We start from the raw sequence: 17,924 nt of genomic DNA, 5'->3' as shown, positions 1-17,924 counted from the left end.
GGGGATCGCGGGCGGCGATTTAATACACGTTTTCGCCACTTGGCAAGCACTATTTTAGACCCTGGGGTGGGATTCTGCAGAAAGGGTTCAGGAAGGGAGTCGGCCCGCGGGAAAACCCGCGCGGGCCGTGATCTCGGACGAAATTTAGCTCTCTTCGCCGGTGATCATTTTGCGCTGCTTCTCGACCAGAGCGGTCAGGGAGTCGCGCACAATCTGCAGGCCTTCGCGCAGAATGTCTTCTTCAATCAACAGCGACGGCAGGAACTTCAGCACCTGGTCATCGGCGCCGGCGGTTTCCATCACCAGACCGCGGGTGAAAGCTTCCTGGGAGGCTTCATTGGCCATACCGGCGGCCAGCTCCAGACCCCAGACCATACCGACACCGCGAACCTGCGGCTCGAGCTCGGGGAAATCCGCTGCCATCTTCTTCAGCTCTTCCTCGATGATATTGCCCTTGTACTCGACCACTTTGCCCATGTCGTCGTTGTCCCAGTAGCTCAGCGCCTGGGTAGAGGCCACAAAGGCCAGGTTGTTACCGCGGAAGGTGCCGGTGTGCTCACCGGGCGACCACTGGTCCAGCTCCGGACGCATCAGCAGCAGAGCCATGGGCAAACCACCACCGATGGACTTGGACAGGGTGACCATGTCCGGGTGAATTCCGGCACGCTCAAAGCTGAAGAAGGTACCGGTACGACCATTACCCACCTGAATATCGTCGATGATCAGCAGGATATCGAATTCGCGACACAGCTCTTCCAGACGCTTGAGCCATTCGACGCTGGCGACATTGATGCCACCTTCGCCCTGTACGGTTTCCACAATCACCGCCGCCGGCAGGTCAACACCGCTGCTGGGGTCGGACAGGAACTTGCGCATGTATTCGATGGAATCCACGCCCTCGCCCAGGAAGCCATCGAACGGCATAAAGGCCGTGTTGGCGCGCGAACCGTAGGATTCGTCTTTATAGAAGTAGTTACCGGTGACGCCCAGCGCACCCATGGTCAGGCCATGGTAGCCGTTGGTGAAGGCAATCACGTTGGAGCGACGCTTGATCATCCGGGCCAGCTTCAGCGCGGTTTCCACGGCATTGGTGCCGGTGGGGCCGGTGAACTGCATTTTGTACTGCAGACCGCGGGGCGCCAGGATGGTGTCGCGGAACTTGGTCATGAACTCGCGCTTGGCCATGGTCGCCTTGTCCAGACCGTGCACGATGCCCTTGTGCTGCAGATACTCGATCAGCGCTTCGGTGATTTTCGGGTTGTTGTGCCCGTAGTTCAGGGTACCGGCGCCGGCGAAGAAGTCGATGAAGCGATTGCCGTTTTCGTCGAACAGTTCCGACCCTTCGGCCTTGTCAAAAACGACGGGGAAGGAACGTACATAACCACGAACCTCAGACTCCATCTCTTCAAAAATTCTCATCGAATAATCCTCATTATCATCACTGGGTGAATGGCTTCATCCGGGCAAAAAACGATCTCGCCAGCGGACGAGATCCACTGCGCCGGGCAGCAAATCCGCCTGAAAAGAATTGCATAGTTTACAAACCTTTAGAGCTCAAAGCAAGTTCACCGCTCCGCCCAACCGCCCGCAAAGTCAGGAACCACAAGGGTTTACGTGAATTTCGGGCAAAAAAAACCCGGCTCTCAGAGCCGGGTTTTTCGGGATCGCCGAGCGATGCTTACAGCTTGCCGCTGTTCTCGCCCAGGTACTTGGCCACACCTTCCGGAGAGGCGTCCATACCCTTGTCGCCCTGGTTCCAGCCTGCCGGGCATACTTCGCCGTGCTCCTGGTGGAACGCCAGCGCGTCAACCATGCGCAGCATCTCGTCGACGTTGCGGCCGAGGGGCAGATCGTTCACTACCTGGTGACGAACCACGCCGTCTTCGTCGATCAGGAAGGAGCCGCGGAAAGCCACGCCGCCTTCGGATTCAACGTCGTAGGCCTTGCAGATTTCGTGCTTCACGTCGGCGGCCAGGGTGTACTTGACCGGGCCGATGCCGCCCTGATCCACCGGGGTGTTGCGCCAGGCGTTGTGGGTGAACTGGGAGTCAATGGAGACACCGATCACTTCCACGTTGCGCTTCTGGAACTCTTCGACGCGGTGGTCAAAGGCAATCAGCTCGGACGGGCACACGAAGGTGAAGTCCAGCGGGTAGAAGAAAACGACCGCTTTCTTGCCCTTGATGGCAGAAGCCAGGTTGAACTCGTCAACAATTTCTCCGTTACCCAGAACGGCGGCGGCTGTGAAATCCGGTGCGGGTTTACCAACTAATACGCCCATATTTAATCTCCTGATTAAGTTGACATTAAGGGTGAAAAAAGCCCGTATCTGTGGCTCCGGCATTGGCTCGAGGAGAGATGCCAGATCACAAATACTCGACAAAACAATGATTTAGCGGCCACCAGCTCGGGTTGTGGTCACCGCTGATTCGCATGAGATCGCAGGCCGACATCATACAGACCGAAAGGTTTGTGTTCTATTGATTTTATAAATGACCGTGAAAGGCCTGAACTATATAAAATCTGACTATCACCCGAGCCTCACAGATAGCAACACAAATGTTAATTATTCTCACGCATTATTGACACAAATTCTCATTAGCATTAACATGCAACTGTTCGTCAATCGTGCTCCGGGGTATTTGGCTATGTATGTCTGCGTCTGCAAAGGCATTACCGACCATCAGATCAAAGATGCAATCTACGCAGGTGCCACCACCGTGGGCAAGCTGCGCAAAGCGTTGGGCGTCGCCTCCCAGTGCGGCAAGTGCACCTGCCTGACCCGTGAGCTGATCGACGAAACCCTGCCCCAGGCCGAATACGTCGAAGCCCAACCGCTGCACTACGCGGTGGCGTAACTCCGGGCCCTTCAAGCGCACTGAAAATCAGTCTTATTCAGATTCACTTTCCCCTTGCACATCAAGCACTTAGGGGTTAGTCATTACTTGACAGCGTCACCGTCTCAGCCCAGACTCGAAGGTTGAATATTCCATTCGCCCACCTATCGACGGAGACGGCTATGAAAGGCGACGCTAAAGTCATCGAAATTCTCAACACCTGCCTCGGCAATGAACTGGTAGCCATCAACCAGTACTTTCTTCACGCTCGCATGTACAAGGACTGGGGGCTGAAAGAGCTGGCCGATCACGAATACGAAGAGTCCATCGACGAGATGAAGCACGCCGACATGCTGATTGAGCGGATTCTGTTTCTGGAGGGGCTCCCGAACCTGCAGGATCTGGGCAAGCTGCTGATCGGTGAGAACACCCAGGAAATGCTGGCATCCGACCTGAAGCTCGAACTGAAGGCCATTCCCGACCTGCGTGCCGGGATCGCCTACTGCGAGTCGGTACAGGACTACGGCAGCCGGGACCTTCTGAAGAACATCCTGACCTCGGAAGAAGAGCATGTGGACTGGCTGGAAACCCAACTGTCGCTGATCGACAAGGTGGGCATCCAGAATTACCTGCAGTCCAAAATGGACAGCGACGGCTGATCGGTCAGTTCAACAACCCCAGAACACCGATGGAGTAGGCCCGGCGCTCGTCAGCGCCGGCCAGCTCTTCGGGCTCCACGAGGCTGCCCAGCGTGAGCCCCTCGCGCTGAAAGCGGGTATCGCCAGTCCCCCGATCAAAGCTGACGGGCACCACGCCGTCGAACTGATAGGCGATGATATCGCCTTCATCCACACCGACGCTCACCGGGAAACTCAGACGGACCACCCCGGACTGCTCCGCCTCGACCGGCAGACTCTCCCAGACCACAACCAGACTGTCATCCACCGGGCGCAGTACTTTCACCACCAGTTGGCCCGGCGACTCGAAGTAGCCCGCCACCCCCGTCAGGGTGCCTGACCTGGGAATCGGGTTGGCCAGATCAACCAGCGTGCGGGATTCCTCCCCCCGGTGAGCGCGACTGACCAGCTCCCCGCCAACGTAGTCGAGCAGGTCGGACTGCAACAGAAAATCCCGGTAACTGTCGATCTGGGACTGCACAAAGTCCCGTACCAGGCCACGAAGCTGGGACGACTCCTGGGCGCGCGAGCTCTTTTCCGTGGACAACACATCGATCACCCGGTTGCGCTCCTCCAGCTCGGCACGCAGCTGCTCCTCGCGTACCCGCATGTCGGTGATTTCATCGCTGGCCTGATCCAACTGCCTCTGCAACTGGTTATTTTCATCCCGCAGCGCCTTCACATTGGGCTGAGTGAGGCAGGCCGTCAGGCTCAGGGTCACGATCAAAGGCGAGATTCGTCTGGCGATCACCGCTGATTTCATGCTGTTCTCTCTTTTGGGTCGTTACGGCCGCGTTGGGATGGTTTTCCCTGATCAGCCACCGATCTGAAATGACACGCTGGACAGCGCCTCTCCATCCGAGACCAGGTCCAGATGATAGCCGCCCTCGACAAAACCGGTCACCGGGCGCTCAAGTCGAAAAAACCGGGCTCCCTCATCCCCCTGGACGATCACCGGTACCAGTGCAATCTGCAGTTGGCGTGAGCCGTCATACAGAATAGCCTGTATGACCGAGCTTGTCTCACCGAAATTCCGGTAGGCGAACCCCGCATAGAGCACTCGGGCTGGCGCCAGCGTTCCCTGCTGCTCTCCCTGCAGGTTGTCCATGGGCTCAGAGCTGACTTGTGCCTGCTCAATGGTCGGCTGCTGGGCAAGATCCCGACGCTCACTCCACTCGACCTCCAACGCGAGCAGGGCGCTGCTGTTGGCAAATTCGTTGCGCGCTTCGCGCAACTGCTCGCCCGCGCCCTCGAGGTCGTCATTGGCCAGCCGGGTTTCGATCGCGCTGATCCACTCCTGTAACTGCGCCTCTCGAGCCGCCCGGGCCCGGCGTTCGGCTTCCGCCTCCTGAAGGCGGGACCTTTGTGCCTCCAGTCGCTCACGCTGCAGGGCCAGCTTCTCACTGTCCGGGAATTCGGTCATGGCCCGATCGATTTCCAGCAGCGCGGCTGCCAAATCGCCCTGCCCGGCCAATGCCTCCGCCGCGTCGCTCACCGCCGCAATTCGTTCATCCCGACTCGGCTGCGCTACAGGCTCATCGGATTGCGGCAGATTCACCGTGACCGGATCCGACGGGGGCTCGTCTCTGTCCGTCCCGGACGCCGCGTCTTCTTCAGGGACCTGAGGCTCTTCAGATGCGTCACCCACTGAGCGCTCAGCGGTCATTTCCTCGGCAAGCGCCGTCTCCGGATCATTGAGGGCGGTTTCCTGCTGCCCCTCAGCGACGTCAAGCTCGGGCGACGACCTATCATCGGTCTGTGCCACCGTCTGACCAGCATTGGAGTCACCCGCCGCCCTGGACACCGGCTCCGGTTCTTCAGCCACTAGGCCGGGAGTTTCTCCCTCTGACAGCCGTGGAGCCACTCGGCGCTCCCACTCGGCGCGCAAAGGCTCTTGCCAGACATAAACCCCGATACCGACCAGCAGCCCAAACAGGAGGACCCAGCCCCACACCCCCTGGCGGGGTTCGCCCGCATTATTCTCCCGGTCAATACGGTCCTCATCGTGAACTGCCAGGTAATCACCGGAAACGCCGAGGTCCGCATCAGCCCCCGCCTCACCGCCACTCGAGGACTCGGCCATGACCGCCTGAGGCTGAACCAGCGTGGGCGATTCACCGTCGGCTTCGTGCAGCAGGGACCGCTCTCCCGCCCGTTCGAGGGCGTCCAGCGTGTCCCGATCGAAGGCCTCCAGGGCCTCCACCAGCTCATCCCCCGTCTGGAAGCGATCCTCCGGCGCTTTGGCCAGAATCCGGTCTATCAGGGGCTGAAGCGCCGCCAGATGCTCCGGCAAGCGCGGGATGCTGTCAGAAATGTGCATCACGCCTATGGCGACCGCGGAGTCCGAGTCGTAGGGGAGGTGTCCGGTCAACAGGAGGAAGAGAACCACCCCGAGACTGTACAGGTCGGAACGACTGTCCACGGCCGCGCCCCGGGCGTGCTCGGGGCTCATGTAGTGCGGCGTGCCCACCGTGGTTCCGGTCTGGGTCATGGCGGAGGTCTGATCCACGATGCGGGCGATACCGAAATCCATCAACACCGCGCGCCCGTCCTCGGCATGCAGCATGATGTTGTCGGGTTTTACGTCCCGGTGCACACAGCCCTTGCGACCCGCATAATCCAGCGCCCGGGCGACATCCTTGATCACGCCGATGCACTCATAGAGGCTCAGCTCAAAGCGGCGGTGCTTCAGGTCCCGGCCCGGAACGTACTCCATGGACAGAAAGTGGTTGCCCCGATGCACACCGACATCGTAGACCGTGACAATATTCGGGTGAACCAGACGGCTGACTATACGGGCTTCGTGCAGGAATCGTTCGCCGAAGGTCGGGTCGCGGGAGAGGTGGGGGTCCAGAACCTTGAGCGCCACTTCGCGCTCGAAACTTTCCTGGATCGCCAGATACACCCGGGCCATACCGCCTTCGCCCAGGGTGTCGATGATTTTATAGCCGGGTATCTGCATGCGTTGCCAAGGGTGCCGGGACCGGACTCGGTTGATTTTCTGCTGCCCGGGAGGAGATAACCTCGCGCGGCAGTCAGCGCTCTTCGAGCATTTTTACCAGATTCCGGAAGGTTTCGCGATTGTCCTGGTTCAGCCCCATCAATATCTTGTGGGCCTCAATCACCTTTTCCTTTACCTGCTGCTCCTCGGTGGCATCCATCGCCAGGGGCTGCTCAGGCTGCACGGGTGCTTCCAGGTCACTCACAATTGTGAAGATTTCCTGGAATCCCATGGTCTGCAGCAGCCGGTTGATACTGTCATTATTGGAGAAAATGACCGGCGTGATGCCTTTTTCCTCGCGCCCCTGCAAGGCAATTTTGGCCATCAGACCCAAAGTGGTGCTGTCGATGGCTTCAGCCTCGGACAGATCGAACATCACATCACAGAAATCGTCCCGGCTGAACATGGTATCAATAAACTGGTCGAACGAGATGCACAGCGTCAGCCTCACGTCACCAACCATTTTGATGACGTAGACTCCTGCGTGATCCGCAACCAAAATCTGACCGGGACGCATGCGTAATTACCTCTTGATAACCGTCATAATCGCGATGTCGTCAGGCGTTTCACTGACATCCTCAATACCCAGCGCCGAACACACAGATTCCAGGCTGTCGCCGTGATCTCGCACGATCTCCAGCAACCTGTCCTCCTTGTCTTTGAGCACTTTCGGCGGCAATACTTCCAGCACTCCATCCGAAAAACACACCAGAGAGAACTGCTCCGGCAGCTGTGTCTGGTAAATTTCCCAGTCCGGATGGGCGAAGATACCCACCGGCTTGCCGTTCCCGGTCAGAAACCCGGCCCCTTCCGGGGTGATCAGAATGGGCATCGGCAGATGACCCGCTACAACATAACGCATTTCCCGTGTCTGAGTATCAATGACTCCGACAAAAAAGGTCAAATGGTGGTTCAGCCGGGTTTCATTCAGTTCGCGGTTGATCTGCTGCAACATGGTGTTCGCGCCATCCTCGAAAGACTGAGCATCGCAGAACAACCCCTCTTCGCGCACCATACGGCTGACCAGGTGTTTCAGCCAGATGGTCACAAATGCCGAGGAGGCGCCGTGGCCGGACACATCGGCCAGATAAAACGCCAGATACCGATGTTTTAGGTAGGCATAGTCCACAAAGTCCCCGCTGAGATACAGCGATGGCGCTATGTGGTGGGCGACGTGATAGCCCTCCGGGGTATCCAGGGGAACCGGCAACAACCGCTGCTGAACCTGGCGCCCCGCCTGTTGGTCGCGTTCGAGCACCCGAAGATTCTCCCGCAGGCCCCGGTTGGCGAACTCCAGCTTGTCCCGGTAGCGTTGATTCTGGACCAGCAGGTCGCACCGCTCCAACGCCCGGCGCACCGAGTGCACCAGCATTTCCATGTCGACAATGGGTTTGATCAGATAGTCGCTGGCACCGAGCCGCAGGGCCGAGACCACATCGCCCATCACTCCAGCCCCGGAGACCACTATTACCGGCAGATCCGGCGCGTCTTCGTGCAGTGCCTGGAGCACCTGAAGACCGTCCAGGCCGGGCATTCTGAGGTCGGTTATGACCAGCTCCGGTTTGTGCTCGCGAAACACCGCCAGCCCGGACGGGCCATCGGTCGCCTCCAGCACCTCAAACCCACTGTCTTCGAGATAGGCCACGATACTTTGGCGGACCGGCGCGTCGTCGTCGATGATCAGCAGTTTTCTGCTCGCGTCGGTCATCTCGTTGTCGGTCCGGGTGCCGGAAAAGTCATGGGTTGCATAAGGCGCAATACACTACTCCCTTCTCCGGGTCGGCGCAAGCTGTTCAAACGGCGATTTATAGACTAAGTTTAACCGGGGAAACCGGCCGCCGAGCGGTTCTCCCACTGACGTCAAACCCATCCGGAGGGCCAGAGATGACCGTCGACAGAGCGCATCAGGAGAAGCGGGATTTCATCCGCATGAAAATCGATACCCCACTCAGGGCGCAGATCAGTGGCGAGGGGGTTGCGGCAGAGGGGCTCTGCCATGAGCTGAGTGGTGGCGGTATGCAACTGGCCACCGAGCACTATCTTGAGCCCGGTACCGAGCTGGAAGTGACCATTTCCTCCGAACACGGCCAGGCCCCTACCTTGAAGGCCAAAACCCATGTGGTCCGGACGGAGACCGACGGCAAGGTACACCGGGTCGGGCTGGAAATTCTGGAGATCCTCCACTGACCCACCCCGGACGGCCGATACCGGGTGACGACCTTTCCTTAGAAGGGGTCACCGCCCTCTTCGTCAAAATCACCGTATTCGGACATATCCATATCAGAACCAAAGTCATCCTCGACTTCGCCGTCGTTGACCAGGAAGTCACGACGCTGCAGGTAGGCATCGCGAATGAAAATGTAATGGTCACCGGTGAGGTGCTTCTCAAGCTCCATCAGCTCCGAGCGCTTGTTGATGTAGTACAGTGCGACTGTGCTGTTGCGGGTGCGCGTGTGATCCACATAAAAGAGCGGGTCGGAGAGCCAGTCTACCGGCAGGGCCAGGGTATCGCGAACGGTGCTTGACCCCAGAATCGGCAACACCAGGTAGGGACCCCGGTCAAACCCCCAGACCGCCAGGGTCTGCCCGAAGTCCTCATGGTCGCCATTTTCCAGCCCCACGTGCTTGGCTACGTCAAACAGCCCACCCACACCCACGGTGCTGTTGATCAAAAAGCGGCCCGAGTCGTGAAATGCGGATCCGGGCTTGCCCTGAAGCACACCGTTGAGCGCGCTGGGCACTTCCAGCACATTATTGAAGACATTGCGGACCCCGGCCTGGACAAATTTCGGGGTGATGAAGCGATAGCCACGGGTGACCGGCTTGAGCACAAAACGGTCGGCGGTCATATTAAAGGCGTGAATACGGCGGTTGAAGTCCTCCCAGGGGTCTTCAAACTCGTCATTGGCCAGCGCCAGCCCGGAAAGGCTGAACAACAAAAGCACGGCGGGAACCTTGATCCATCTCAGGGCCACACGGCGGGGGTCAATCACTACAAGCTACCTCTGTCGGCTGCTTCGAACGCATCGAAGGCTGGGATGTGGTGTCGTGCGGGAGGGCCAGATGCATGTTCCTTATACGGCAGCGGTCAACGCCTCCAAGACGTCAGTGTAACGGTAGATGCTAACATTGATCTGTAAAAAAGTGTTAGCCCCAGCGCGGCAGCGCTGGGGGCTGGTCATACAAAATGATCAGAACGACAGGCTCATGCCCACGCCCAGATACTGATCGTCACGGCCGGCGCCATTAACGAGCAAGTCACTGGTCTCATTGGTGTAGTAACCGTAAAGCTTGGTCTTGTCGGTCAGTTTGTAGTCCGCACCCAGGCTGATGGCCTCACCGCCACCTTCATTGATGTCGGAGCTGCCAGCCTGTGCTTTGAAAGACCAGACATCGGTGGCTTCCCACAGGACGGAAACGAAGGCGCCATCTTCATCGGTGGTGGCATCTTCATAGGTTTCAAACAGGGCGCCCACATGGACATTGTCAATGGAATAACGCGCCACCAGGCGGGTCAGGTCCGCGCCTTCTACCTGCACGTCGGTGTCCTGAGCCACGGCCAGGTACAGCCCCGCGTTGCGATAACTGATTGTCGCGGAAACACCCGGATCAACGCCGTCTTCCTCACTGGCGATGTACGCTACCGACCCGGCAAAGTACTCGCCAAATACCGGACTTTTGTATTGCACCACGTTGTTGGCGCGCACTTCACCTTTGAACAGGTAGTTGATATCCCCTTCCAGGTCGTTAAACAGGTCGACCTTGTCTTGTGCACTTTTCAGCGGGGTATTCACCTTACCCACCATCAGGGTACCGGCCTTGCCGCGCACGCCCACATAGATATCCCGCTGGCTGAAGGTCTGGCCGCCCTTGTCGCCATCGTCCACTTGGGTTTCGTATTCGAACTGGAAAATGGCTTCCAGCTCGTCGGTCAGCGCTTCCGAGCCCTTGACACCAATACGTGAGGCATTGCTGACCAGCTCCATTTTACTGTCGCCTGACTCATCCGCATGCTGCAGAGAGACGTTGGCCTTACCATAAACGCGGAAATCCGCCATCGCCAGGCCCGGAAGGCTCAATGCCAAAACCATTGGCATCACAATCTTTTTCATGAATACTCCTAACTTGCAGTCGGGTGTTTAAATAGGCTGTAAAGACAACCAGAGTCACTACCACGTCATTTGAAAACCGGGCTATTCTACCGAAAACCGGCTCAAATATGTCACTTTGGTGTCGATCTGATGTCCGTTAAATGAATATTTTATGTCGTAAAAATGACATTTTTATGACAACCTGTAATTCAATGCGCGCCGCACCCGTCCGAACCGGGCCGGCACCACCGGGCTTCGCTTTTTCCCGGCGAACCGACTACAGTAATTACTGTCGGGCCGCGTTTGGCGTTCCGACCACTGACGCATCAACGATTGTGCGGCTATTCTCTTGAGGTCTCCTCTTGAAATAGCCCAGATGCCTGTAAAATACCAGTTTCCGTCGGCACTTACGGATTATTCATGGCCAAATCGCTGAAAGTATTGTTTATTGAAGACTCCGAAGCAGACGCCGAGCTCACCACCGCCGAGCTGGTTCGGGGCGGGTTTGATCCTCACGGCCATAGGGTCGAAACGGCGCCGGACCTGGAAGCGGCGCTGGAGCAACCCTGGGACCTGATCATCTGCGACTATCGCCTGCCGCGCTTCAGCGCCGAGGATGCGCTGGCCGCTCTGAAGCGAAGCGGCCAGGACATCCCTTTCATCATCATGTCAGGCGCCGTGCAAGCCGAAGACACCGTCAACCTGCTCAAGCAGGGTGCCCACGACTTCATGGACAAACATGCGCTCGCACGCCTGCTGCCCGCTGTCGAGCGGGAACTTCGGGAAGCGGAAATTCGCGTCAAACGGCGCAAGGCCGAAGATCGGGTCAGAGTGCTGTCGCGGGCGGTTGAACAAAGCCCGGTTTCCGTCGTCATCACTGACCCCAGCGGCAACATCGAGTATGTGAACCCCCGGTTCGAGGAACTGACCGGCTATTCCGCCGAGGAAGCCACCGGACGCGAACTGGGTTTCTCCATGGTCGACCAGGACAGCGCCCAGGCTTTATCCGAGCTGTGGTCAACCGTCAGCGGTGGCCGGGAATGGAGTGGCGAGTTCTGCAGCGCCCGCCGGGACGGGCAACTGCTGTGGGAGCAAGTCAGCGTCTCCCCCCTGACTGACACGGAAAACCGGATCACCCACTACGTCGTCATCAAAGAGGACGTGACGGTTCGGCGCAGCTATGAAGAACAACTGTTGCGTCAGGCGCACTACGACCAACTGACCGGCCTGGCCAACCGGGTGCTGATGATCGACCGGATGACCGTGGCCCTTGAAGCAGCCCAGCGGGATGATCACAAGTGTGCCCTGCTGGTCATTGACCTTGACCACTTTAAGAACGTGAACGACAGTCTCGGGCACAGCATTGGAGACAACCTTCTGAAAGAGTCCGCAGGGCGCCTCAGCGGCTGCATCCGCGGCGGAGATACACTGGTCCGGATGGGCGGTGACGAGTTCGTGGTCATCATGCCGAGGGTCGTGGCCGCCCGAGAACCCCAGCAAGTGGCTGAGCAGATTGTCCAGCAGTTCGAGCGGCCGTTCACCATTATTGGCAAACAATACCGGGTCACCGCCAGTATCGGTATTGCCCTGTACCCAGAAGATGGGAAAAACCCCCACTTGGTTCTGCGCAACGCCGACCTGGCAATGTACAGAGCCAAGGACCTCGGCCGTAACCAATACCACTTCTTCACCGAAGAGATCAATCAACAATTGATTGATCGATTGGAGCTGGAGGGGCGGCTACGTCGCGTTCTGGACAATGAAGAGCTGACCCTTCATTACCAACCCATTTACTCGCTCGAGCGGAACTTCATTACCGGCGTGGAAGCATTGGTTCGCTGGCGCCAACCCGACGGCAGCCTCTGGGGACCTTACCGGTTTATTCCACTGGCGGAAGAGATCGGAATGATCCATGCGATTGACAACTGGGTTCTACGCAGCGCCTTACGGACCATGGCCCCCTGGCTTTCAGGCAGCAATGACGCCATGCGGCTGGCTCTGAATATTTCATCCCAACAGCTGCAAATGCCAGGGTTCCATCAATACGTTGCCGAGCAACTGACCGCCAACGGTGTCACTCCCTCACAGCTTGAACTGGAAATCACCGAGCGAATGCTGGTGGATAATTCCGACTCTACGCAGGAAAACATCCAGCGCCTGTGTGAGATGGGCGTGCGACTGTCGATTGACGACTTTGGAACCGGGTACTCTTCCTTGGGCTACCTTCAGAATTACCCGTTCCACACACTGAAAATTGATCGCAGCTTTGTCTGCAACATTGGAATCAATACCCACACGGCGCGGCTGATCGACACCATCATCACCATGGGACACGGCCTGGGTATGGAAATTGTAGCGGAGGGAATTGAATCGGACCTTGAACGCCAGTTTCTGAAGGCTCATGGCTGCGATCAGGGGCAGGGCTATCTGTTCAGTCATCCTCTGCCGTTGGAGCAGCTTCGGCCACTGCTCGAAAAAGCGGTACGGGAACTGCCGTCATTTTCGGAGAATCAGCCCGATGGATAAAAGAACTCCCGCAGGGGTTGCTGCGGGAGTCAAAGGTTCACTCTCAAGAGAATGCTGAATTGTTATTTCAACCAGCGCCTCAGGCAGGGGCAATCACCCGCCAACCCATCGCTCTCGCTTTTGCCTCCAACTCCCGTCCACCACTGACCACCGTCGGTTGACCGACGGCACTGAGCATCGGGAAGTCCGACACATCATCGCCATAGGCAAAACAGTGTTCAGGCACAGCGCCCTGAGCTTCCAGGAACTGTGTCAGCGCCTCCACCTTACCGGAGCCTATGGTCTGGGGCGGAAGAATCTCACCGGTATAGCGTCCCTGATGGACCTCCAGGCGAGTAGACAACAGATGCTGCACCTGTAACTCCTGCGCAATCGGCTCTAGCAGTGCCGGGAAAGAACCGGACACGAACACCACTTCTCGCCCAGCCCTTTGATGGGCTCGCAGTTCGTCCAATGGACGGGGGTGATAAAACGGCACCTGGCCGTGGCGCAGTTCATCAAACCAGGCCCTCCCCATGGCACGAACCTCGAGCGGACACCGGCCCTTGAAATGGCGGTAATACAAGCGGTTCAGAAACTCCCAGGAGGCTCCGGGGTGCAAGTGCTGATGCAGGTCCTGCTCATAAGCCCGCCGCCCTTCATCGTCACCGGTTCGCTGATACCAGAAGACCTGAAAGCTGAGCATGCTTTTGATCGAGATCAGCGTGTCGTCAACATCAAAAAACACATACTCTTGTGTCATTGTCTGTAATGCCGTCATGGAAACACCTCCCTGCGACTCAGAAGTTGTCGACGCGCTGCAACATGTCGGCATAGGCAGCCGCTGCACTCTGTGCCTGAAGCTGACCGTCCACAAACGCCAGATGTGCCTGTTGCGCCTTGGCCGCCATGGTCGCTTCGCGTTTGCCGATCCGGGCCTTGTCCATGGCGGCAAACGTAAAGGTCAGTGAAGAGACGTCCATCCCGCACTGCTGCACCACCGCCTCGGTCACAAAGCTCAGTTTCCTTGGGTTATCCGTGCTCTGCTCCAGAATTCGACACTCAATGGTGGCCGACACTGGAAAGGCAAAGTTGTTGTACTTGACGGACATGTCGTTCAGGACGAAGGCGTAATCCACCTCGTTATCCGGAAGAAAGTACTGCTCAACCACGGCCAACATTCCCTGACGGGCGGCCTCGATCAGAATCATACCCTGGACGTGCTGACCGCTCTGGTGGTCTTGCATCAGTTCGCACTGCTCATCAATCAGCAAATGCATGGTAAAGCAGTCTGCGGTCTGCCGGACCGGAACGGAAATCAGGGTATTTTCCGGACGATGCTTGTGGGTAAGAGTCGCCGGAGCACGGGGCGGTAGACTGTGCCACAGCGTAAAATCAAACTGACTCAGGTTAGGCGACTGAGCGGCCTGTTCCAGTAGCTGCCTTACATTCTCATCACTCAGGCCCTGACCGGGAACCAATACGGTTCGCCCCTGGCCGGGTACCAATGGAATGGACAGACTCAACAGGCCACGCAGATTGGAGTAGGTTATGGCATCTTTGCCCTGTACATAGGCTGAAAACTTGTCACCAACGACAAGTACGATACGCTGTTTCATAATTTTCACCTCAGCTATTTAAATGAAACGTGCCCACCCGGTCGGTGTGGCATCAAATAGCTCAGTGCAAAAATGCGACCCTTTCTGTACGCTTTGCGCTATTTTTTGAAGTCGATATTTTTGACAAATCAGGAAGATGAAGATAACCGGTTGTTTAATCAAAGGTTTTTGAGTTCGTTTCAGTCGCTGGTCAGCAAAACCACCGCTTAGCCTGAACGGCTGTGCTAGGATTCAGACGGGTTGGGCCAAAAGCTTGGCCACAAAATCACCAAAATGATCAATAATTAGTCAAAAATATGACGTTCCCTGAGTTGCCGGCACTCAAACCCGAAAGAAGTGACAACTTTCAGACAAACCCGCCCACAAACAACGTGCAAATGAGGTTTTCGGTGAAAAAAACGCCATTGTTCCGTACAATCCTTCGTCATTTTACCTGTCTTCTAAGCGGATTCGCGCTGTTCATCGCACTGCCATCGGTTGCGGACCAAAGCGTATCGGACGAACCAACCGAGCCCCCACTGAAATTTATTACCATTGACGTCGCCCCCTGGGCATCCATCAACCCCGAAACCGGCCAACCGGAAGGGGCCTTCGTAGCGATTGTGGACGCCCTGTCAGAGCTGACCGGATTGACCATCGAGACCACGCTGACGCCTTTCGCGCGCGTCGATCGAGAGCTGGAGGCCGGGACTCATGACTGCACCATCCTGGTTCCTCGCGACGAATCCATTGTGATTCATGGCGAGCTGGTGGCGGATCATGACGTGGGCATCCTGTCTCACAAAGACAATCCCATTGATGACTATGCCGATCTACAGGGCACTACCATTTCACTTCTGCGTGGCTCCGCCATATCGCCCGAGTTCGATCAGGACGAGGCCATCAATAAGGTGTACGACACCGACTATCTGATCGCGCTGCGCAAGCTGGACCGTCAGCGGGTCGCTGGCGTCGCCGGCGCCATCCCCACGCTCAAATTCCTGGCCAACGAGAATGGCCTGGAGGACATGCTGGCGCCGGCTCTGAAGCTGACCGACATTCCGCTGATGTTCCAATGCTCACGACAATCCACCCAACTGGCGTTGATGCCGTCCCTGAATGCAGCCATTGAAACTCTGAAGCAGTCCGGCCGTCTGGAAGAAATCACCGATCTATATCACTTTTAACGGATTATCACTCCATGGTTTTACGGATTCCCGGCCTTACCAGCCTGCGAGACCTGAAGCGTTCGGGCATCGGGCAGCGTCTGTTGGTACAGATCATTCTGTTCAGCTCACTGATCACTCTGGTCGCCACTCTGATACAACTCTACACCGACTATCACCGCGACGTGGGCACTATCAAGAACCGGTTGGATGATATCGAGGGCAGCTACCTCGGCAGCATCAGCGCCAGCCTCTGGAACTTGGACGTCCAACAGCTGCGTCTGCAGCTTGAGGGAATCCATCAGTTACCGGATATCCAGTCGGTGTCCGTGCGGGAAAGCTCGGACAACGTCGCTGATCCTCTGGCGTTGAGCCGCGGCGAAGGGAACAGTAGAAACGTCATTACCCGGCACTACCCGGTGATCCACATCCTGGCCTCCGGCCCCCGCCAGATCGGAACGCTGACGGTAGAAGCCTCCCTGAGTGAAGTGTACGCCCGCCTGCAGCAGAAAGCCGTGGTCATTCTGTTGAGCCAGGGCGTGAAAACCTTTCTGGTGTCGATGTTCATTCTTTATATCGTGGCCCGACTGATCACCTCGCATCTGGTGCACATTTCCGATCGAGTCCGTCGGTTTGAGATCAGCCAACAACAGCCGCCTCTTGCGCTGAACCGGCACCCGCCACCGGAACCCGATGAGCTCGACCAGGTGGTTACCGCCTTCAACACGCTGAGTAAAAACCTGCGCCAGGCCTATGATCATATGCATGAAGTCAACAATGCTCTGGCCAAAGATATCGTCGCTCGCCGTCAGGCCGAAGAAGAAGTCAAGCGCCTGAACTCGGTGCTGGAACAACGCGTACGCCAGCGTACCGCCGAGCTGGAAGCGGCCAATGCGGAGCTGGCCAGCTTCTGCTACTCGGTCTCCCACGACCTGAGAGCGCCACTGCGACGCATTGAGGGCTTTCGGCGTATCCTCAATGACCGCTACCAAGAGCAGGTGGACGATCAGGGGCGACACTACCTCGATCGGATTGCCGCGGGCACCCGGGAAATGTCCGAGATGATCGACAGCTTCCTGCGTCTGTCCCGGGCGACTCAGGGCGAGCTGAATGTAGAGATTGTTGACTTATCTGCCAAGGTGCATCACCTGATCAACCAGTACCAGGAACGCGAGCCAGAACGTGAGGTACACCCGCAAATTCAGGATGACGTACGCGCCCCGGTTGATAGCCACCTGTTCGATATGCTACTAAGTAATCTTATTGACAACGCTTGGAAATATTCCGGTCACCTCCCGGAGACTCACGTCGCGTTTGGTTTTCGAGAGGAGGATGGCGAGCGCATTTACTATGTCAGTGACCGGGGCGATGGTTTCGACATGCAGTACGCCGACCGGCTGTTCGCGCCCTTCAGTCGCCTCCACAAGGCGGAAGAATTTGAGGGAGTGGGTATCGGACTGGCCACGGTTCAGCGTATCATCACCCGACACGGTGGACGAATCTGGGCGGAGTCCCGCCCGGGTGAAGGAGCCACCTTTTATTTCACGTTGTGGGAAAGGAACACTGACCGTGAACAGGGACACCATACTATTAGTTGAAGATGACCCGGACGAGGCCGAGCTCGCGCTGTTCGGGTTTGGCCAGATTGGTCATCACTACGACATCCAGCTGGTCCGGAACGGGGAAGAAGCCCTGGAGTTTCTTTTCGCCACGGGCCGGCATGCGGATCGCGCCACCGAGCGGGCCCCCAGCCTGGTGATTCTGGACCTGGACCTGCCCCGGGTGAGCGGCTTTGAAGTGCTTCGACAGATCCGCTCTACCCCGGAGTACCGCTACACACCGGTCGTCATATTGACCACATCCGACGAGCAATCAGATATCCTTCAAGGGTACCAGTTGGGTGTCAACAGCTACCTGTGCAAACCCGTTGATTTTGAAAGTTTTGCCGACCTGCTGCAGCAGGTCAGCGAATACTGGTTGTCCACCAACACCCAGCCGGGACGACGCCGCAATCCCTGAGTCACCCTCTCACCCGGCCAGCTCTGACCC

At 57.5% G+C, this 17,924-nt stretch carries 17 protein-coding genes; 7 read left to right on the top strand and 10 right to left on the bottom strand.

Annotated elements, in window-relative coordinates; all coding sequences use genetic code 11:
• Positions 1 to 144: 144 nt before the first annotated feature.
• Both ectB and EDC38_RS01095 read right to left on the bottom strand, forming a co-directional pair.
• Complete coding sequence (gene ectB / locus EDC38_RS01100; protein ID WP_024459673.1) at positions 145 to 1,419, bottom strand: diaminobutyrate--2-oxoglutarate transaminase; 1,275 nt, start codon at positions 1,417 to 1,419, stop codon at positions 145 to 147.
• Positions 1,420 to 1,678: 259 nt separating this feature from the next.
• Positions 1,679 to 2,281, bottom strand: a complete 603-nt coding sequence (locus tag EDC38_RS01095; RefSeq protein ID WP_024459672.1) for a peroxiredoxin — start codon at positions 2,279 to 2,281, stop codon at positions 1,679 to 1,681.
• Positions 2,282 to 2,609: 328 nt separating this feature from the next.
• Here EDC38_RS01095 and EDC38_RS01090 point away from each other — a divergent pair, with 328 nt between their 5' ends.
• Both EDC38_RS01090 and bfr read left to right on the top strand, forming a co-directional pair.
• Positions 2,610 to 2,858, top strand: coding sequence for a bacterioferritin-associated ferredoxin (locus EDC38_RS01090; protein WP_414673682.1), 249 nt, complete (start codon positions 2,610 to 2,612; stop codon positions 2,856 to 2,858).
• 161 nt (positions 2,859 to 3,019) lie between these two features.
• Positions 3,020 to 3,496, top strand: a complete 477-nt coding sequence (gene bfr, locus EDC38_RS01085) for a bacterioferritin (RefSeq protein WP_024459670.1) — start codon at positions 3,020 to 3,022, stop codon at positions 3,494 to 3,496.
• A gap of 4 nt (positions 3,497 to 3,500) precedes the next feature.
• On the opposite strand, the gene EDC38_RS01080 is transcribed toward bfr, so the two are convergent.
• The 4 genes from EDC38_RS01080 to EDC38_RS01065 form a co-directional block, all read right to left on the bottom strand.
• On the bottom strand, positions 3,501 to 4,277 hold the full coding sequence (locus EDC38_RS01080) for a coiled-coil domain-containing protein (RefSeq protein WP_123636958.1): 777 nt from the start codon (positions 4,275 to 4,277) through the stop codon (positions 3,501 to 3,503).
• A 51-nt stretch (positions 4,278 to 4,328) separates the two neighbouring features.
• Positions 4,329 to 6,476, bottom strand: a complete 2,148-nt coding sequence (locus EDC38_RS01075; protein WP_123636957.1) for a serine/threonine-protein kinase — start codon at positions 6,474 to 6,476, stop codon at positions 4,329 to 4,331.
• Positions 6,477 to 6,549: 73 nt separating this feature from the next.
• Complete coding sequence (locus tag EDC38_RS01070) at positions 6,550 to 7,032, bottom strand: STAS domain-containing protein (protein WP_024459667.1); 483 nt, start codon at positions 7,030 to 7,032, stop codon at positions 6,550 to 6,552.
• Between the two features lie 6 nt (positions 7,033 to 7,038).
• The gene (locus EDC38_RS01065) at positions 7,039 to 8,223 is read right to left on the bottom strand and encodes a SpoIIE family protein phosphatase (protein ID WP_024459666.1); all 1,185 of its coding nucleotides are present in this window, start codon (positions 8,221 to 8,223) and stop codon (positions 7,039 to 7,041) included.
• A 176-nt stretch (positions 8,224 to 8,399) separates the two neighbouring features.
• Between EDC38_RS01065 and EDC38_RS01060 the strand changes: the two genes are divergently transcribed.
• Positions 8,400 to 8,702: a PilZ domain-containing protein gene (locus EDC38_RS01060; protein ID WP_024459665.1), complete on the top strand. Its 303-nt coding sequence runs from the start codon at positions 8,400 to 8,402 to the stop codon at positions 8,700 to 8,702.
• Positions 8,703 to 8,740: 38 nt separating this feature from the next.
• Here the strand turns inward: EDC38_RS01060 and EDC38_RS01055 are convergent, their stop codons facing one another.
• Both EDC38_RS01055 and EDC38_RS01050 read right to left on the bottom strand, forming a co-directional pair.
• Positions 8,741 to 9,508, bottom strand: coding sequence for an MlaA family lipoprotein (locus tag EDC38_RS01055; protein WP_246004307.1), 768 nt, complete (start codon positions 9,506 to 9,508; stop codon positions 8,741 to 8,743).
• Positions 9,509 to 9,706: 198 nt separating this feature from the next.
• Positions 9,707 to 10,627 carry a porin gene (locus EDC38_RS01050; RefSeq protein WP_123636956.1) on the bottom strand — a complete coding sequence of 307 codons (921 nt, stop codon included), beginning with the start codon at positions 10,625 to 10,627 and terminating at the stop codon, positions 9,707 to 9,709.
• 399 nt (positions 10,628 to 11,026) lie between these two features.
• Between EDC38_RS01050 and EDC38_RS01045 the strand changes: the two genes are divergently transcribed.
• The gene (locus EDC38_RS01045) at positions 11,027 to 13,132 is read left to right on the top strand and encodes a putative bifunctional diguanylate cyclase/phosphodiesterase (protein ID WP_123636955.1); all 2,106 of its coding nucleotides are present in this window, start codon (positions 11,027 to 11,029) and stop codon (positions 13,130 to 13,132) included.
• A gap of 79 nt (positions 13,133 to 13,211) precedes the next feature.
• Here the strand turns inward: EDC38_RS01045 and EDC38_RS01040 are convergent, their stop codons facing one another.
• Both EDC38_RS01040 and EDC38_RS01035 read right to left on the bottom strand, forming a co-directional pair.
• On the bottom strand, positions 13,212 to 13,892 hold the full coding sequence (locus EDC38_RS01040) for an HAD family hydrolase (protein ID WP_170162826.1): 681 nt from the start codon (positions 13,890 to 13,892) through the stop codon (positions 13,212 to 13,214).
• Positions 13,893 to 13,911: 19 nt separating this feature from the next.
• Positions 13,912 to 14,730 (bottom strand): AfsA-related hotdog domain-containing protein, encoded by an 819-nt coding sequence (locus EDC38_RS01035; RefSeq protein ID WP_123636953.1) that lies wholly within the window; start codon positions 14,728 to 14,730, stop codon positions 13,912 to 13,914.
• Positions 14,731 to 15,119: 389 nt separating this feature from the next.
• Between EDC38_RS01035 and EDC38_RS01030 the strand changes: the two genes are divergently transcribed.
• From EDC38_RS01030 to EDC38_RS01020, 3 genes are read left to right on the top strand one after another with little or no spacing between them, the layout of a single operon-like run.
• Positions 15,120 to 15,896, top strand: coding sequence for a substrate-binding periplasmic protein (locus EDC38_RS01030; protein WP_170162825.1), 777 nt, complete (start codon positions 15,120 to 15,122; stop codon positions 15,894 to 15,896).
• 14 nt (positions 15,897 to 15,910) lie between these two features.
• Positions 15,911 to 17,473, top strand: coding sequence for a sensor histidine kinase (locus EDC38_RS16385; protein WP_123636951.1), 1,563 nt, complete (start codon positions 15,911 to 15,913; stop codon positions 17,471 to 17,473).
• Positions 17,445 to 17,894: a response regulator gene (locus EDC38_RS01020; protein ID WP_211331024.1), complete on the top strand. Its 450-nt coding sequence runs from the start codon at positions 17,445 to 17,447 to the stop codon at positions 17,892 to 17,894. The genes EDC38_RS16385 and EDC38_RS01020 overlap by 29 nt, the downstream gene beginning before the upstream one ends.
• Positions 17,895 to 17,924: the final 30 nt, after the last annotated feature.

It is taken from the genome of Marinimicrobium koreense, from assembly GCF_003762925.1.
GTDB lineage: Bacteria > Pseudomonadota > Gammaproteobacteria > Pseudomonadales > Cellvibrionaceae > Marinimicrobium > Marinimicrobium koreense.
The sequence above is the reverse complement of the archived record's forward strand: the minus strand, read 5'-3'. Positions and strand labels throughout refer to the sequence as shown.

Excerpts from the sequence above, each read along its gene's own strand:
- ectB (WP_024459673.1), bottom strand. The coding sequence starts at position 1,419 with ATGAGAATTTTTGAAGAGATGGAGTCTGAGGTTCGTGGTTATGTACGT.
- EDC38_RS01095 (WP_024459672.1), bottom strand. The coding sequence starts at position 2,281 with ATGGGCGTATTAGTTGGTAAACCCGCACCGGATTTCACAGCCGCCGCC.
- EDC38_RS01090 (WP_414673682.1), top strand. The coding sequence starts at position 2,610 with ATGCAACTGTTCGTCAATCGTGCTCCGGGGTATTTGGCTATGTATGTC.
- bfr (WP_024459670.1), top strand. The coding sequence starts at position 3,020 with ATGAAAGGCGACGCTAAAGTCATCGAAATTCTCAACACCTGCCTCGGC.
- EDC38_RS01080 (WP_123636958.1), bottom strand. The coding sequence starts at position 4,277 with ATGAAATCAGCGGTGATCGCCAGACGAATCTCGCCTTTGATCGTGACC.
- EDC38_RS01075 (WP_123636957.1), bottom strand. The coding sequence starts at position 6,476 with ATGCAGATACCCGGCTATAAAATCATCGACACCCTGGGCGAAGGCGGT.
- EDC38_RS01070 (WP_024459667.1), bottom strand. The coding sequence starts at position 7,032 with ATGCGTCCCGGTCAGATTTTGGTTGCGGATCACGCAGGAGTCTACGTC.
- EDC38_RS01065 (WP_024459666.1), bottom strand. The coding sequence starts at position 8,223 with ATGACCGACGCGAGCAGAAAACTGCTGATCATCGACGACGACGCGCCG.
- EDC38_RS01060 (WP_024459665.1), top strand. The coding sequence starts at position 8,400 with ATGACCGTCGACAGAGCGCATCAGGAGAAGCGGGATTTCATCCGCATG.
- EDC38_RS01050 (WP_123636956.1), bottom strand. The coding sequence starts at position 10,627 with ATGAAAAAGATTGTGATGCCAATGGTTTTGGCATTGAGCCTTCCGGGC.
- EDC38_RS01045 (WP_123636955.1), top strand. The coding sequence starts at position 11,027 with ATGGCCAAATCGCTGAAAGTATTGTTTATTGAAGACTCCGAAGCAGAC.
- EDC38_RS01040 (WP_170162826.1), bottom strand. The coding sequence starts at position 13,892 with ATGACGGCATTACAGACAATGACACAAGAGTATGTGTTTTTTGATGTT.
- EDC38_RS01035 (WP_123636953.1), bottom strand. The coding sequence starts at position 14,730 with ATGAAACAGCGTATCGTACTTGTCGTTGGTGACAAGTTTTCAGCCTAT.
- EDC38_RS16385 (WP_123636951.1), top strand. The coding sequence starts at position 15,911 with ATGGTTTTACGGATTCCCGGCCTTACCAGCCTGCGAGACCTGAAGCGT.